This is a genomic window from uncultured Shewanella sp. (assembly GCF_947491715.1).
Classification (GTDB): Bacteria; Pseudomonadota; Gammaproteobacteria; order Enterobacterales; family Shewanellaceae; genus Shewanella.
The window spans coordinates 414,835-430,650 of record NZ_CANLKR010000001.1; the positions used below are offsets into that span (position 1 = coordinate 414,835).

Below are 15,816 nucleotides of genomic sequence, written 5' to 3' on the forward strand. Positions count from 1 at the left end.
GGAAAGGAAGATGGCAGAAGAGTTTTTAACCCTCAAACAAAATGGACAAAATGAACAGGGGACGAAAGGAGCGTCGGAAATGAAGAACAATCAGCATGTTTTAACGACTAAGCTTTTTATGATAGTGGCGATAGTCACAAGTCTCCTTTTGGTGATGGGGTTATTGGCTTGGTTGATCAGTAGTCGCGCTGATAAGCATATATTGAAAGAAGACAGTACTGTGGAAAACCATCAACAAGAAGCCTTTTATGTGGCGATGCCAAGGCCATTTTTGTTTAATTTACCGGGCCAACACCGAGCCGCATTAGTTGAAATTAAAGTGCAATTACAAGTCAGGGGTGAAGAGCATGATCTGCTAGTGAGAAAGCACATCCCGCTTATAGAAGACGCCTTACTCACAACTTTTAGTAGTAGTCATCTGCAAAGCTTGAGTACTCAGTCAGGTAAGGACGAAATGCGCCAGTTAGCGCTGCGGCATTTGCAAAATACCTTGCAACCCGTCACCGGACAAAAAATTATAGACAAATTATTGTTTACTGGATTTATTATTCAATAATCAACAGGACCATATTTGATATTTTATAGGCATAATTGTGACTGATCTACTGAGCCAAGATGAAATCGATGCCTTGTTACACGGGGTCGAAGAAGAAGAGGTGATTGCTGACGCTAACCAAGATTTACGCGCGTATGATTTTTCTTCTCAAGATCGTATTGTACGCGGTCGTATGCCCACTCTTGAGATTGTGAATGAACGTTTTGCTCGCCATTTGCGGATCAGCATGTTTAACATGATGCGCCGCGCGGCAGAAGTGTCGATCAATGGTGTTCAAATGCTCAAATTTGGCGAATATGTCCACACGCTCTTTGTGCCAACGAGTTTAAATATGGTGCGCTTTAGTCCACTTAAAGGGACGGCTTTAATCACCATGGAAGCCAGATTAGTGTTTATTTTAGTGGACAACTTCTTTGGTGGGGATGGCAGATTCCATGCCAAAATTGAAGGGCGTGAATTTACGCCTACTGAACGACGCATTGTGCAGCTTTTGCTTAAAATTATTTTTGAAGATTATAAAGAGGCATGGGCGCCTGTGATGGATGTTGAGTTTGAATATTTAGACTCTGAAGTGAACCCTGCAATGGCGAATATTGTGAGTCCGACAGAAGTGGTGGTGGTGAGTTCTTTCCATATAGAAGTGGATGGTGGTGGGGGAGATTTTCATATCACTATGCCTTATTCGATGATTGAACCCATCAGGGAGCTATTGGATGCGGGTGTACAAAGTGACACGCAAGATACGGATATGCGTTGGTCGCAAGCATTAAGGGATGAGATCATGGATGTGGATGTGGCCATGAATGCCACTGTGGTTGAGCATAAGATGAGTTTAAAACAAGTCTTTGAACTCAATACGGGAGATGTTATCCCCGTTGAGTTACCTGAGCATGTGGTATTAAAAGTCGAAGATTTACCGAGTTATCGCTGTAAAATGGGTCGTTCAGGTGACAATTTAGCATTAAAAATTTGCGAGAAAATTCCTCGGCCGGAAACCGTTAAATCGGAATTACAACTGGTGACGCGTCATGGGCGAACCCGAGATGTTTTTGATGTTTAGTGACATTGAGTGATTTGACTTTATTGAGTGTATTAGGGGCTGTTGATCTTTCGTGGTTAAATTATGTCCGAACTAAACATGTTTTAATCGCGGCGTAGTGAGTGCAGCCTAGTCTTCTAAGCAAATTCTCTACAACAAAGAGTAAAACACGTTTAGTGAATCCAATGGACAGCGTTTGTGGTGCCTTTTTACAGCGTTATCGCTTATTTATGTAGAATAACTACACAGCATAAGCTTTGCCTTGTATAAAGACCCCACAAACTGCTGCAGAAATCATCACCAAAGATCAACAGCCCCTAGCATAAATGCTGAAATAACGATAATGGGCCATTGCTAAGTTGAAAAGATAAGGCAGAAAAAGATGAAAGATGGATCAGTGACGGATGAATGGGATGTAGCCATGTCTGAGCAAGCAATGAATGAGACTGAGAAGGTGGCATTAGATGATTTTTCGACAGGTAAAAAGACCTTAAGTGATGACGAAGCGGCCAAGCTAGATGCCATCATGGATATTCCAGTGACAATATCAATGGAAGTCGGTCGCAGTTATATTAGCATTCGAAATTTGTTGCAATTAAATCAAGGTTCGGTCGTAGAACTTGATAGAATTGCAGGTGAGCCACTGGATGTGATGGTCAATGGTACCTTAATTGCCCATGGCGAGGTGGTGGTGGTGAATGATAAGTTTGGTATTCGATTAACCGATGTGATCAGTCAAACTGAACGCATTAAAAAGCTAAAATAACCCGGAGAGCCTATGAGTACCCTGTTCGTTGCAAACAGTGCTGCGAGTCAAATTAACAATGAGATGGAAAATAGCGATGTCAATTCGGCTGTAGACACTGTCGCTGTGGACAATCAGGCTGTTAATGTTCCAACAGCAAAAAGTGAAGTCGCAACGGATAGCGCAAAAAAAGTGAATACGGAAGTGAACTATACCTTGGGCAGCGATCCTATCACAACGGATGCTGCTAATAGTGCGACAAAGGCACAGACGTTAGTGAGCCCGAGTCCTGATAAAACCTTAGTGATGAATAAAGCGGGTAACGATCCTTCCAGTATCGCCAGCTTAGCAAGTATGTTGGGCGGCTTAGTGGTCGTGTTACTGATTATTTTTTTCTTAGCTTATTTAGTGAAACGTTTCAATTTAGCGCCTAACAGTAATGGTGTGATAAAAACCATTGCTGCTTCACCGTTGGGACAAAAAGAAAAACTCATGATTGTTGAAGTTGAAGGGCGCCAGTATTTATTAGGTGTGACACCGCATCAAGTGAATTTAATTGATAAATTAGAGACGCCCATAGAACAGCAAGCTGAGTCTTTTGCCAGTCGTTTGCGGCAAGCAAAATCCACGAAAGTGTGATCCTGTTGAAGGGGTTATCGCTAAGCCTGTTTGATGAGATCATACTTTAGCGATAACTCAATACCTGATGATGTATATAACCTAATGATGCCAATAATAACAATAAAAAATCGATCACAGTTTTTTGAATACCTTAAACATGCACACCTTACTTTTTTGGTGCTCTTGCTGTGTTTTTGTTTACCTTCTCAGGCATTAGCCAATAATGGAATTTTACCCGCAGTAACGGTCAGTACTGGGGTTGATGGTTCAACTCAGTATTCGGTAACCATGCAAATTTTACTTTTAATGACGGCGCTGAGTTTTATTCCTGCTATGGTTATTATGCTGACCTCGTTTACGCGTATTATTATCGTGTTATCGATTTTACGTCAGGCCATTGGGTTGCAGCAAGCTCCGTCGAATCAAGTATTGATTGGGATCAGTCTATTTTTAACCTTTTTTATTATGACGCCAGTGTTTGATGAAATTTATGACGATGCCGTTAAACCTTATATCGAGCAAGATATGGCAATCGATACTGCATTTGAGCGTGGAAAAGCGCCGTTAAAAGCTTTTATGCTGTCACAAGTGCGTATGACAGATCTCGATACTTTTTTGGAAATCTCAGCCTACCCAGGGATCACCGAGCCAGAAGATGCTCCCTTGAGTGTGATCATTCCTGCCTTTATTACCAGTGAACTGAAAACGGCTTTTCAAATTGGTTTTATGTTATTTGTGCCGTTTTTGGTACTTGATTTAGTGGTGGCCAGTATTTTAATGGCCATGGGAATGATGATGTTATCGCCGATGATAGTGTCTTTACCTTTTAAAATTATGTTATTTGTGCTGGTGGATGGCTGGAGTTTAGTCATGGGCACTTTAGCCAATAGTTTTGGGCTATAGCTTATGAATCCAGAGTCATTAGTGGACGTGTTTCGTGAAGCCTTGAGCGTTATCGTTGTTGTTATCGTTGTCACGGTGTCTTGGCCAATAGTTTTGGGTTATAGCTTATGAGTCCAGAGTCATTAGTGGACGTGTTTCGTGAAGCCTTGAGCGTTATCGTTGTTGTTATCGTTGTCACGGTGTCTTGGCCAATAGTTTTGGGTTATAGCTTATGAGTCCAGAGTCATTAGTGGATGTGTTTCGTGAAGCCTTGAGCGTTATCGTTGTGATGGTGTCCATGATTATTGTGCCGGGACTCATCGTGGGCTTAGTGGTGGCGGTATTTCAAGCGGCAACGTCCATTAATGAGCAAACCTTGAGTTTTTTACCGAGATTACTCACGACCTTGTTTGCTTTGATGTTGTTAGGGCATTTACTCGTGCGCACCATGATGGAGTTTTTCTATGAAATGGTGAACATGATCCCAAGTGTCATAGGTTAGGTTTTATTATGTTTTTCCTGCTTGATACCATCATGCAAGGTATTGCGAGCTATGTGTGGCCTTTTGTTCGTGTCAGCAGTCTATTCATGGTGATGGCCGTCTTCGGTTCGACCAGCACCCCTAAGCGAATACGGCTATTGTTATCCCTTGCCGTCACATTCACTATCGCGCCGGTTTTACCCCCAATGCTCCCCATTGAATTATTGTCTTTTAGTGCGGTGTTTGTGGTTGCTCAGCAAGTGATCATCGGCGCAGCAATGGGGTTTGTCAGTATTTTACTGATGCAAACCTTTGTGCTTGCAGGGCAAATTATCGGCATGCAAACCAGTTTAGGCTTTGCGTCTATGGTGGATCCCAGTTCAGGTCAACAAACGCCGGTTGTCAGTAATTTTTTCTTGCTGCTCACCACGCTTATTTTTTTAAGTGTCGATGGGCATTTGGTGTTCATTCGCATGCTGGTGGCCAGCTTTGATACACTTCCGGTATCAATGTCAGGATTACATTTAAGCGGATATCAAGCTTTGACTGAGTTTGTCAGTTACATGTTTGGCGCTGCCTTGACCATGTCACTGTCTGCCATCGTTGCGCTATTGACCATCAATTTGGCGTTTGGCGTGATGACAAGGGCTTCCCCTCAACTGAATATTTTCTCTATTGGTTTTCCGGTGACTATGGTGAGTGGATTATTTATTTTATGGCTGACACTGTCACCTATCATGGCCCATTTCGATGACATTTGGCGCCAAAGCCAGCTTCTTCTGTGTGATATCTTACTGCTGAGCTGTAATGTTAATGGCGGCATGCAATAAGGTGTTTGGTGGCAATGAATAACTCAGGGCTTTTGCTAAGAAAAATAAGTGGCAGAAAAGGGTTGTGGTTAAGAAGCAAGTCAGGAAGAAACCGAACAACGAGTGATACCGTTATAAAATCATTGCAAAAAAAGTTACAAAGAGTTATGCAAGGGGTGAGCAGTGGCAGAGAATGACAGCAGTCAGGAAAAAACCGAACAGGCGTCCGCCCATAAGTTAGAAAAAGCCAAAAAAGAGGGCCAAGTTGCTCGCTCCCAAGAATTAGGTACGTCGGCGGTACTGATCTCGGCGGGTCTGGGTTTGATGATGACAGGGCAAGAGTTAGCCCTTGCGCTGAAACACATTACTTTTTCACTCATGAGTTTAACTCGCGCGCAAATTTTTGACGATCATACCAGCTTATTGATCTGGCGTGATATTAGTCGTGAGCTGGCATTGCCGCTACTGGGATTCATTGCTTTTTTGGCTATGATTGCTTTTGTGGGCAATATCGCGTTAGGTGGGCTGTCTTTTTCGGTGAAAGCGTTTATGCCTAAGCCGAATAAAATGAGTCCCATTGCAGGTTTTAAGCGCATGTTTGGGACTAAGGCCCTAGTTGAACTCACTAAAGGGGTGGCCAAATTTTCCGTGGTGGCTTTAATGGCCTATGGGCTACTCACCCTCTATTTGGATGACATTCTCGCCTTATCACAAGAACATTTACCCGGTAATATTTATCATGCATTGGATTTAGTGGTTTGGATTTTTATTCTTTTGTGCGCCTCTACCTTGTTCATTGTGATCATTGACGTACCTTTTCAAATTTGGAACCACAATAAACAGCTCAAGATGACCAAACAAGAAGTCAAAGATGAGCACAAAGACATGGAAGGCAAACCTGAAGTCAAGGGGCGTATTCGCCAGATGCAGCGGGATATGGCGCAGCAACGCATGATGCAAGAAGTGCCCAATGCGGATGTGATCATTGTCAACCCTGAACATTATGCCGTGGCAGTGAAATATGAGGCTAGCCGTTCTAAAGCCCCTTTTGTGGTGGCGAAAGGCGTAGATGAGGTGGCCTTTAAAATTCGTGAAATTGCTAAGCATCATAAAGTGACAGTCGTGTCCGCGCCGCCACTGGCGCGTGCGGTGTACCACACCACTAAAATTAACCAAGATATTCCTGAAGGGCTCTTCACGGCTGTGGCACAAGTGCTAGCTTATGTGTATCAATTACGAGAATACCAAAAAGGCAAAGGCCGTAAACCTAACCCTATTCCGCTAAAGCAAGCCATCCCTGAGGAACTGGCGCATTAATCGACATTAGTGAATGTTGGGTAAGTGGGTTGTTTGAGCTAAAGGTGTCAGTGGTAATGTGCGTTATTACGGGTAGAGATTAGACTTACTTTTGTCGATCAAAACCCTTCCTGTTTTTCTGTTCTGATAACATGAAAATATAATTCATATCAATGGGTTACCTATGATATCTTTGAGTGAAATAAATGTGCAGCCAAGAACGTTATCCTGCTGCTATTCAATAAGCTGTTAGGTGTTTCTGTGATCTCTGAGTATTTTGATGATTGGGTAGTAAAGGAAGAGTTTTCTCAGGAGTTCATTTCCTTATGGGGTGGCTGGCTAGGTCGAGAAGAGTGTTACAAGCTAGATGAAGTAACAGAAGTTGAATGGGAAAGGTTTAATCAATTAGTTAGGTTGCTACACTCAGAATATGAAATATACGCGGTTAATTTAGAAAATGAGACCATTGATAAACTTGAAGACCTAGATAAATATTTTCCCACTTACGAAGAAGATATGAATAGAGGGCAGATGAACTTCACGACTATTATTATTCCTTCGTTAAATGCAGTATTAGCGGAAACGTGGGATTTCACATATATCCTTTATCATAAAAATATTGGTACAGTTGAAACCCTTAAGCCTCTAATAAAAAATAGTAATTTGTTTAGTTTTAGTGACTAAACACCTAACAAGAATTTAAAGCGGGACTGCTAACAGTTTGCTCAGTTTTGCTTCGCTACACATTTTAGCAAACAATTATTAGCCCCTTAAATGGGCGTTAACTTCCTCGTTGGGTTATGCGTAAAATTTTAATACTGTTATTTTTTCCACCGGAATTATCGCGGAAGAGGCTCCTTTATAAGCATTCGATTGCTGGCTTTGATTCAGAATCTGAGCTAAAGCCATTTTACCTGAAAGTAAAAGGCGCAATACTCTCAAAGGACTATGAGGCAATCGCTACAATACTTTCATTTCCTACATCGATTTATGTTGACGGTGAAGTGGCATAGCCAGTTTCCCCACAAAGAAAGGGTATATAATCCTTTGGTGAGAATGTGCGTTTTTTAGGTAAGTGAATGAAAGAGTTAACATAAGCTAAAGTAAAAAATCAAATGGCTTCGATGGCACCGATTTGATGTGCTTATTTATTGTTTTTTGTTGCTTGACTCCACTGCAAGATGGTCTTTTTGTTCAAAGACGCTATGCCAAAAATGGGCTCCAAGGGTAGAAATGGCGCGAGATTCACCATTCATCAGCATGACCATGCCAAGCTTGAGTGTGGGGGAGTAAGCGATTTCTGTTACAAAGCCTGCGACCCAGCCAGCATGATAAATAAGGGGATGACCCTCAAAATCATAGATCCGCCACCCTTTACCGTAATGTGCATCTTTCAAATAATGTTTCCATTCTCGACGCCTAAGCTCTTTTCTGGTTCGAACACCAGGGGTGGTGATATCTTCAAGGACTGCTGGGCTGATCACATTTGGTTGATTACCGAGATTGGCCATAAGCCACTTAGTCATATCCTTAATACTGGCATTAACCCCTGCAGCTGGAGCCAACTGATAATAGTTCGGGTTCACCTCTACTTGTTTAAAGCCTGTGCGTGTTTTGATGTGGGGTTCGGCGCGATTGGTTTGTTGCTTAAAGGCGTCAAATCCAACGGAGGCGGTATGCATGTTTAATGGCGAAAAGATCCGCTGCTCCAGCAAGGCTGCGTAGCTTTGACCTGTTTGTTGTTCTATTGCGGGCTGAATAAAAGAAAAGGCGACATTTTGATAGCCATAACATATCCCCGGTGAGCACATGGGAGTGAGTTTGGAAAACTTGGGTATGATTTTATTAAGTTTAACATTTGCATCAATCATATTGTCATAGCTATTGGGCATCAGCCCTGTACTTTGCCCTATGATGTGTTCGAGAGTGATTTTTTGACTTTGCGCAGGCTTTGCAAGACTAAATTTGGGTAAATACTGAGTAATGGGTTGGTGCCAATGCAGTTTATGTTCCTGTACCAGTTGGCTGGTTAAGGTCGCAGCAAAGGTTTTAGAGACGGAAGCGAGTCGAAATACTGTATCTGAATTGATATTTAATTTACTGTTTTTATGGCGTTTTCCGTAAGTACTTAGCTTGAGGATTTGGTCATCCTCCACAATAACAAAGGCGCCTCCTGGCACCTTATTGGCCTTTAGGTGTTGGTGAAATTGTTGCTTGAATTCATCGCTAATTGTCTGATAAGGGGAAGCGTTAGCATTGAAAGAAAACAGTGCGAGAGCGGCGAAAACAGCACATTGTTTGATAATAGCGGCAGTTCGCAGAATAGCGAATAAGCAATGGCTCAACAGGCACTTTTTTGATGAGTGAGCAGTTTTTAACGGCATGAATGTACCCAATGTTCCGCTTCCATACTCATCATGAGATGAGTCAAGGTGCGGTATTTTTATTTTGTTTAATTGATATTATGTTAAAAACTATTATATAAGCAATCTTTGTATCAGCAAAGGCGCTTTAACATGAAATCTTTCGAGTGTCGTTGGATCTAGCATTGAAGAGTAGAGAGTAGGCGAGGATAACCATTGAAGCATATTTTGAATATCGCAATAAAGAGCGCTGATGGGTTTTGAATGATTTAGCTCTTTAATAACATTCTATCGTTAAATTTATAACGAATTGAGTTAATGTCCTTTATTTCGATGAGTTGATACTTGTCGCAGGGATGTATTGCGCTTTTTTAGTACTTTATTGAGGTGATTTTCGGTATGGTGAATATGTATGATTTAGTCTTGTGCTCATGGTAAAAGGAATGTAAGTGTAATGAACGATCCGATGTTAGCCTTAACACGTATTTTGCAGGCTGTGTCACTCATCGATACTCCTCAGCTTCAAATACGGTTTATTGTGGACAGTGTCAGCGCTGCGGTTAGCCGTGATGTGTGTAGTTTATATCGGGTGAATACAAGGCAGGAAATGGAGTTATTGGTGAGTCATGGGTTACAAGTGCATCAAACCATTTGTATACCTCAAGGAGCGGGGCTTGTAGGCTTAGTGGCTAAAGAGCGCCATGGATTGAATTTAGCCAACGGAGCCAGTCACAGTGCCTATTTTTATGTTCAGGGGAGTCAAGAAGAGCTATTTAAAAGTTTCTGTGGTGTGCCTCTTGTACATCATGGCGAAGTGGTTGGCGTATTAGTGGTGCAGAGCCGCGAAGCCCAAGTGTTAAGTGAACAAGAAGAAGCCTTTTTATTAACATTGGCAGCTCAATTGGCTTTTATTGTTGTTAATATTCCCAGTACGCAAGATGCAGCAATTAAACAAAATAGGCGTTTTAAAGGAGTTAAAAGTGTTGAAGGCATTGGATTAGGTAAGGCGGTATTATGTGGATTAACCCAACTATCTGAAGTACAAGATGTGCGTACCGATAAACCTCAAGCCACAATACAAGAATGGATACAATTATTGTCGTTAGTCAAAGAGGACTTAATTAACGAGCAAAATAGCTTGGGGGAAAACATGACGTTAAGCATAGGGTCGATATTCGATGCTTATCAAATGTTATTAACCGATAAAGGGCTGAGTGATAAAGTAGAGGCCTATATTCATGAGGGATTTTCGCTTCCGAGTGCCATCAAGCAAGGGATTTATTTTTTTGCTAATCGCTTTAAACAGATGGACGATCCTTATTTAACGGCTCGAGCTGAAGATATTATCCATTTAGGCAATAAATTATTCCATGTCTGGAAAGGAGGAGGGAGAGCGGCTGCATCGGTTTATAAAGATCCTGTGATATTAATCGGGGCTCAAGTCAGTGTCAGTGATATTGCCAGTGTGCCCACAAAGTTATTAGCAGGCATTATTTGTTTTGAAGGCTCGAGTTTGTCCCATACTTCTATTTTGGCCAATGCCATGGGGATCCCCGCAGTAATGGGGGTAGGGCAAATAAAGAACGTGAACAGTCATGATATGATGATAGTGGACGGTAATGAAGCAAAGGTGATAGTACAGCCCAGTACCTTGATAAAAAAAGCCTATAAGCGGCTGATAAAACAAGAACACAAAGCGACGTTAAAACTGCATAACTTAAAAAACCTTGCGGCAACGACGTTAGATCATCATGACATAAAACTCTATACCAATACGGGACTCTTGGCTGATATTACGCCGGGGGTGAAAAGCGGTGCTCAGGGGGTTGGCTTATATCGCACTGAAATTCCCTTTATGGTTGGGGATAGCTTTCCTAGTGAAGATGAGCAAGTCAGAGTGTACCGCCGTGTGTTTGAGGCCTATGAAGGCAAACCTGTTTATATGCGAACTTTAGATATTGGCGGCGATAAACAATTGCCTTATTTTCCTATTCGGCATGAAGAGAATCCTGCGTTAGGCTGGAGAGGGATACGCTTTACATTGGATAATATCCAATTATTAATGACCCAAGTGAGGGCTATGTTGCGAGCATCGAGTGGGATTAATACCTTGCATGTGTTATTGCCTATGGTGACCTCTACACATGAACTTAATCAATTTTCAACGGTGTTAAAAGATGCGTATCATCAGCTTCAAGATGATGGACTAGAATTACAATGGCCTAAAATGGGGATCATGATTGAAGTTCCCGCCGCAGTGACTCAAATTCCGTTATGGGCTCATCGCTTGGATTTCATTTCTATTGGTTCAAATGATTTAAGTCAATATTTATTGGCATTAGATCGTAATAACCCCCATGTGGCTGATCGATACGATCATGTTCACCCCGCCGTTATTCACGAAGTATACCGAACCGTGAATTTAGCCAAGCAATATCAATTGCCCATCAGCTTGTGTGGTGAAATGGCTTCCGATCCCGTTGCAGTTGTTTTATTAATCGGTATGGGGATCGGAAAATTGAGTATGAGCGCGGCAAAACTGCCCCGTATCAAATGGCTTATTCGCCACATTGAACTGGAATGGGCGCAAGGTCTTTTGAGACATTGTTTGCGATTAGATGAAGTGGATGATATTCGGCTTTATATTCAGCAAGCAATGAAGGAAAAAGGCTTACAAGATATGATTAAAATCGATGAGCCCAAAATTAAGCGTGGTGAGTTAAATGGATAGAAAGGTGAAATGTTCTTGCTTTTATTGCTTCTTTAGTGAAGATATTAGGCTCTCAAGGGGTTAAGCATGCCTATATTGATGGTGGTGCAACGATTACGGCTTTTTTGAAGGCGAAGCTCATTGATGAAATGGTGATTACTCAGGTGCCTATTTTACTAGGAGAAGGGATCTCACTGTTTGGAAAAATGGATCAAGTTGTTACGCTGCACAATGCGTCGGCGAAGGTATTCCCAAATGACTTTATTCAAGTGACATATCAGGTTGAATATTGATTGAATGCTCACCAATTGAGGTGAGCCATAGATATATTTCAATAGAATAGAGTTCAGATTATTGAGATAATGGGTCATGGAAATGCATTCTATCTTTGCTACCAATAGAGAGTACCGTTGCTGTTTCGATGTGTTGCGGCGTTCGATAAGAGTTACCCTGCTCTTTATTTATTGCCGTTTGAGCGAGAGATGCAGCTGATTTATTACAGTTTGATTGGAATTCACCAGTAGAAAAACGCTTATGCTTAACGAGCTTGTTTGCAAGGTCACTTGCTCTTTCTTTTGTCATATTACTTAATGTTTGACGTTTTTCGTCCGCAGTAGCAGCTTTTCCGATCCCTAATTGATCTTCTAAATATCGTTGGTACATAGCTTGTTCTTGCATGACTTCTTGTAAAGTAATGGCTTTTATATTAATTTTTGAATTTGAAGTTTTCCCTTGTTGGAATAGTTCAAAATCTCTATGAGATGAGGTTGTTTGTAATCGACCTGCTGAATAAGCTCCTGAATCTTTATTTACTTTACTATTAAGTGACAATAAATTTTTAAATTCTTTTGATAAGTTTGATAATTCTTGATCAATATTAATGGTAGTTGAATTAGGTTGTTGATTTATGGCTTTAAATAGATCCTTTAGAAAGTGTTCAGCAGTTGCATATGTTTTACCTTTCAGTTGTTCTAATGCAGTTTTTGTTGAGTCATTAAAAGAGTTTGACTTCATTGCTTTTGAGATGAGATCGTTTGAAACGTTTACCGATGAAAGCATTATATCTCTTGATAGTTTATAAGTTCTTCCACTTTTTTCGGCACTTGTGCTTCCTGGTGTTCCTGTTGCTATAAATCCATGGTATGGGAGAAATCCTGATTTAAATTGTGAATTTGTATTAGCGAAATAGACAGGTAAACTTGATAAGCTAGATTTGTTGAAGTTACGAATATCCAATTGCAGTCGTTCATTTACTGGCATATTTTCTACTCTGGATTTAGAGTCTGTAGCGAGTTTGTGTAAATATTGTATGTCATCGCCATTCATTACATTATAATGGCCTCCACTACTTCTTAAATTTATATCTTGGAAAAGATTATCAATTTTAGACCTGATATCTTTGTGTTCTTTTGGTATCAATGAAAGAACATTTTTCTTCATCGATTGACAGGCTTTATCATATTTATGTTGGCGTTCATGGAACTTATTACTTATAGTGCTTGCTTGTGTGTCGCTAATGCCAGATTTTTGATATAAAATAGTACTTCCTTTTTCAGAAGAAAGCCCTCTTATTCGATCCAATAAACTAGGTTCTCTCGCTCTTATTTCTTGACTGCCACTAAATTGATCTTTTAAATTATCAAGATCTTGAAATGAAAATGAGTTTGTATTAATTGATAATGGCATTATTAAATCTCTGCTATGGTTGATGTTACGTTATATAATTGGATTGAATTGTTTACTCAGATTATTTTTAAAATTTTTAAGTTCGAACAAATGAGACCAAACTTTAGCTTTTTCTATAAACCTTTCAAGAGCATCAATAAAAATAGATAAGGTCAAGTCTTCTAGAAATAAATCATAAATTTGTATAATGGATTTAGAGTCAGTATCTTGGGCCATTCTTACTCCCCCTGTTTCAATCCAATTATAATTGAATTGAAGTAATAGCTTAGTAATTATTTCTTCATTTATATTGGGGTGCTCTATCTCTGATTGAAAAACAACTTTATTATTATCACTGATATAAAAAACATCGACACAGAAATTTTCTGATAATGTAATAGTCCAAGTCTGTTCATTATGGTGTATTATTACATCAGGATTAAGCGTTTTACCTAGCTCATCTATTATAAGACTCAAATTATTTAGTTTCGTCATACTCTTTTGACTCATTCTCAATTGAATAATCATTATTTTGTTTGTGTGGGAAACAATATATCAAAAAAAGAAAATGATTAAATAAAGTGGTATGACCTCGATTAATGTATAATTGATTGTTAATTAGAAATTTGTATTTTCTTTTATCTTTATTTTTATAAGTAGTTTGTATTGTATTGTTTTTTTGTTTTTTGATTAATTTCTTATTAATATGTGATTAATTAATATTAATATTTTATCGGTAATTAAAGGATGAGTACTATGTGGTTTTTCGTCACTATTTTTACCTTCTAGGCGAGAATTCAACTCGCAAATGCAACATTAGTTTATGCCGTCTGAGGTGGCTTCTCAAATACTGCTTTAGACTGCTTATAAACAAGACACTTTTTTGGTCTTAAATTCAACCGCTCTTGAACTTCTTTCTCCGTCACTCGACTTAAATCCCTGCATTTTGGGAAATACAGGCTCAGTAATCCATTAAATTTTTCATTTAACTCAAGTTTATAAGATGGATAAGGATGAGTAAAATATGCCTTTGCTTCTAGTGCTCTTGCGACTGCTGCATGCTTTGCAAACTCGTCACCGTTATCGAAAATAATGGTGTGAATACTGCCTTTGTAAGAAGAGGTTCATTGATGAAATAGTGATTACTCAGGTGTCATTTGCTAGGAGAAGGTATTCCATTGTTTGGGAAAATAAGTCAGGCCGTTAAACTTTACAATGCGTCGGCGAGAGTGTTTCCAAATGACTTCATTCAAGTGAAGCATCAGGTTGAATATTGAAAGTCATGGATGTATACCCGTGATATTTGAATACTGGCTTGTGAGTATCAAACTTAATTCGTGCTTTTCTTCTATAATTTTTGAAATACTTAAATTTGTTATAACCCAATTATGTTAAATTACTAACAAGGATAAGCGGATGAGTGTCATTATATTTTTAGTCATTGGAGCAATAGCCGGTTGGGCTGCGGGTAACATAATGAAAGGCAGTGGCTTTGGTATGCTAGGGAATATTGGTGTCGGGGTTGTTGGTGCAATACTGGGGGGCTTTTTGTTCAGTTTAATTGGATTAAATTCGACAGGTTTTGTTGGATCAGTGGTGACGGCAATTGTTGGGGCGGTTATTTTATTGTTTATTGTCAGTAAAATAACTAATAAGTGATACTGATTTGATTGCGCGTTGTGAAAAGCTAAAATTGCTTATTGTGAACTATGGATATAGATAATGAGATGCGCTATAAGTTTTTATTCGATATTAAATGTTGTTTAAACGTTTCTTGAATTGTTTCTAAGCACGTTGTCACAATAAGCGGAGGTTTCAAACCATAGCCATGCAGCGCATGAACAGGGCTGGCTTTTAATGACTGACTGCTAAAAACAGGAATGAGTTGATTGTTGTTAATTAGGGGCTGAGCGATAAAATCTGGAATGGCCGCAATGCCTGCACCCGATATGCATAATGCAATTAATGATGGCATTGAATACACACGACTGCTGGCAGTAAAGTGCATGGCATCAATAGCAGAAGATGATTGAAGTTGGTGGGTTATGTGCTTTCCTTGCCAGTGATTACCAATATAATTAAGTGTTTGGTGATGCTTGATATCGATATCATTGTGTTCGCAAAAACTCGGACTTGCACACAATACATCGCAAAATGTCCCTAAAAAGCGTTGCTTTAAGTCATTAGAAGGAAGCTCACCGACTCGAATGGCAATATCAATATGATGATCCATTAAATCCACTCGATCATCATTATCAATCAAATGAACATTGAGTTTTGGGTGTTGATGGATCAGTGCCCCGATAGCTGGCGCAATAAGCGTGTGCATAAAAGCATGGGGGGCGGTTATTTTGATTTCTCCAATGAGCTCGTGTTGACTATCTCGAGCCTGTTGCCATGCATAATCCACTTGCTTGAGTATTTTCGTGCATTCATTATAAAAGGTTTTCCCTGCTGGGGTCAGTATTTGCTTTCTGGTGGTTCTGCGCAGTAAATTGACATTTAATTCTTGCTCTAATTTTGTTAATTGCAGACTGAGCACTGACTTAGAAAGCCCCAAGGTCTCTGCAGCGGCAGTAATTGAACCTTTCTCTACAATGGCAACAAAAACAGACATATGACGCAGGTATTGAAACATAATCGGTGAAG

16 protein-coding genes are annotated in these 15,816 nt (G+C 40.0%); 12 read left to right on the forward strand and 4 right to left on the reverse strand.

Annotated features, from left to right (window positions below; translation table 11 throughout):
• Window positions 1-10: 10 nt before the first annotated feature.
• From fliL to Q0779_RS01905, 9 genes are all read left to right on the forward strand, one after another.
• Window positions 11-556, forward strand: coding sequence for a flagellar basal body-associated protein FliL (gene fliL, locus Q0779_RS01865; RefSeq protein ID WP_298768903.1), 546 nt, complete (start codon window positions 11-13; stop codon window positions 554-556).
• 37 nt (window positions 557-593) lie between these two features.
• The gene (gene fliM, locus Q0779_RS01870) at window positions 594-1,616 is read left to right on the forward strand and encodes a flagellar motor switch protein FliM (protein WP_298768905.1); all 1,023 of its coding nucleotides are present in this window, start codon (window positions 594-596) and stop codon (window positions 1,614-1,616) included.
• Between the two features lie 361 nt (window positions 1,617-1,977).
• Window positions 1,978-2,361, forward strand: coding sequence for a flagellar motor switch protein FliN (gene fliN, locus Q0779_RS01875; protein ID WP_298768907.1), 384 nt, complete (start codon window positions 1,978-1,980; stop codon window positions 2,359-2,361).
• A gap of 285 nt (window positions 2,362-2,646) precedes the next feature.
• The gene (gene fliO, locus Q0779_RS01880) at window positions 2,647-2,979 is read left to right on the forward strand and encodes a flagellar biosynthetic protein FliO (RefSeq protein WP_298769253.1); all 333 of its coding nucleotides are present in this window, start codon (window positions 2,647-2,649) and stop codon (window positions 2,977-2,979) included.
• Window positions 2,980-3,066: 87 nt separating this feature from the next.
• Window positions 3,067-3,864, forward strand: coding sequence for a flagellar type III secretion system pore protein FliP (gene fliP / locus Q0779_RS01885; RefSeq protein WP_298769254.1), 798 nt, complete (start codon window positions 3,067-3,069; stop codon window positions 3,862-3,864).
• Between the two features lie 211 nt (window positions 3,865-4,075).
• Window positions 4,076-4,345, forward strand: a complete 270-nt coding sequence (fliQ, locus tag Q0779_RS01890; RefSeq protein WP_298768909.1) for a flagellar biosynthesis protein FliQ — start codon at window positions 4,076-4,078, stop codon at window positions 4,343-4,345.
• An 8-nt stretch (window positions 4,346-4,353) separates the two neighbouring features.
• Window positions 4,354-5,154, forward strand: a complete 801-nt coding sequence (gene fliR, locus Q0779_RS01895) for a flagellar biosynthetic protein FliR (RefSeq protein ID WP_298768911.1) — start codon at window positions 4,354-4,356, stop codon at window positions 5,152-5,154.
• 162 nt (window positions 5,155-5,316) lie between these two features.
• Window positions 5,317-6,450 (forward strand): flagellar biosynthesis protein FlhB, encoded by a 1,134-nt coding sequence (flhB, locus tag Q0779_RS01900; RefSeq protein WP_298768913.1) that lies wholly within the window; start codon window positions 5,317-5,319, stop codon window positions 6,448-6,450.
• Window positions 6,451-6,690: 240 nt separating this feature from the next.
• Window positions 6,691-7,113 carry a hypothetical protein gene (locus Q0779_RS01905; protein WP_298768915.1) on the forward strand — a complete coding sequence of 141 codons (423 nt, stop codon included), beginning with the start codon at window positions 6,691-6,693 and terminating at the stop codon, window positions 7,111-7,113.
• 464 nt (window positions 7,114-7,577) lie between these two features.
• On the opposite strand, the gene Q0779_RS01910 is transcribed toward Q0779_RS01905, so the two are convergent.
• Window positions 7,578-8,813, reverse strand: a complete 1,236-nt coding sequence (locus Q0779_RS01910) for a serine hydrolase (RefSeq protein WP_298768917.1) — start codon at window positions 8,811-8,813, stop codon at window positions 7,578-7,580.
• 433 nt (window positions 8,814-9,246) lie between these two features.
• On the opposite strand from Q0779_RS01910, the gene ptsP reads away from it, so the two are divergent.
• Together ptsP and Q0779_RS01920 are read left to right on the forward strand one after the other, a co-directional pair.
• Window positions 9,247-11,523 carry a phosphoenolpyruvate--protein phosphotransferase gene (ptsP, locus tag Q0779_RS01915; protein WP_298768919.1) on the forward strand — a complete coding sequence of 759 codons (2,277 nt, stop codon included), beginning with the start codon at window positions 9,247-9,249 and terminating at the stop codon, window positions 11,521-11,523.
• Window positions 11,524-11,558: 35 nt separating this feature from the next.
• Complete coding sequence (locus Q0779_RS01920; protein ID WP_298768921.1) at window positions 11,559-11,795, forward strand: dihydrofolate reductase family protein; 237 nt, start codon at window positions 11,559-11,561, stop codon at window positions 11,793-11,795.
• Window positions 11,796-11,853: 58 nt separating this feature from the next.
• On the opposite strand, the gene Q0779_RS01925 is transcribed toward Q0779_RS01920, so the two are convergent.
• Window positions 11,854-13,188 (reverse strand): hypothetical protein, encoded by a 1,335-nt coding sequence (locus Q0779_RS01925; protein WP_298768923.1) that lies wholly within the window; start codon window positions 13,186-13,188, stop codon window positions 11,854-11,856.
• 30 nt (window positions 13,189-13,218) lie between these two features.
• Window positions 13,219-13,662 (reverse strand): type III secretion system chaperone, encoded by a 444-nt coding sequence (locus Q0779_RS01930; RefSeq protein ID WP_298768925.1) that lies wholly within the window; start codon window positions 13,660-13,662, stop codon window positions 13,219-13,221.
• Window positions 13,663-14,583: 921 nt separating this feature from the next.
• Here Q0779_RS01930 and Q0779_RS01935 point away from each other — a divergent pair.
• Window positions 14,584-14,826, forward strand: a complete 243-nt coding sequence (locus Q0779_RS01935) for a GlsB/YeaQ/YmgE family stress response membrane protein (RefSeq protein ID WP_298768927.1) — start codon at window positions 14,584-14,586, stop codon at window positions 14,824-14,826.
• Between the two features lie 73 nt (window positions 14,827-14,899).
• Here Q0779_RS01935 and Q0779_RS01940 read toward each other — a convergent pair whose 3' ends face one another.
• A complete protein-coding gene (locus Q0779_RS01940; protein WP_298768929.1) occupies window positions 14,900-15,805 on the reverse strand; it encodes a LysR family transcriptional regulator in 906 nt (301 codons plus the stop codon).
• Window positions 15,806-15,816 lie beyond the last annotated feature (11 nt).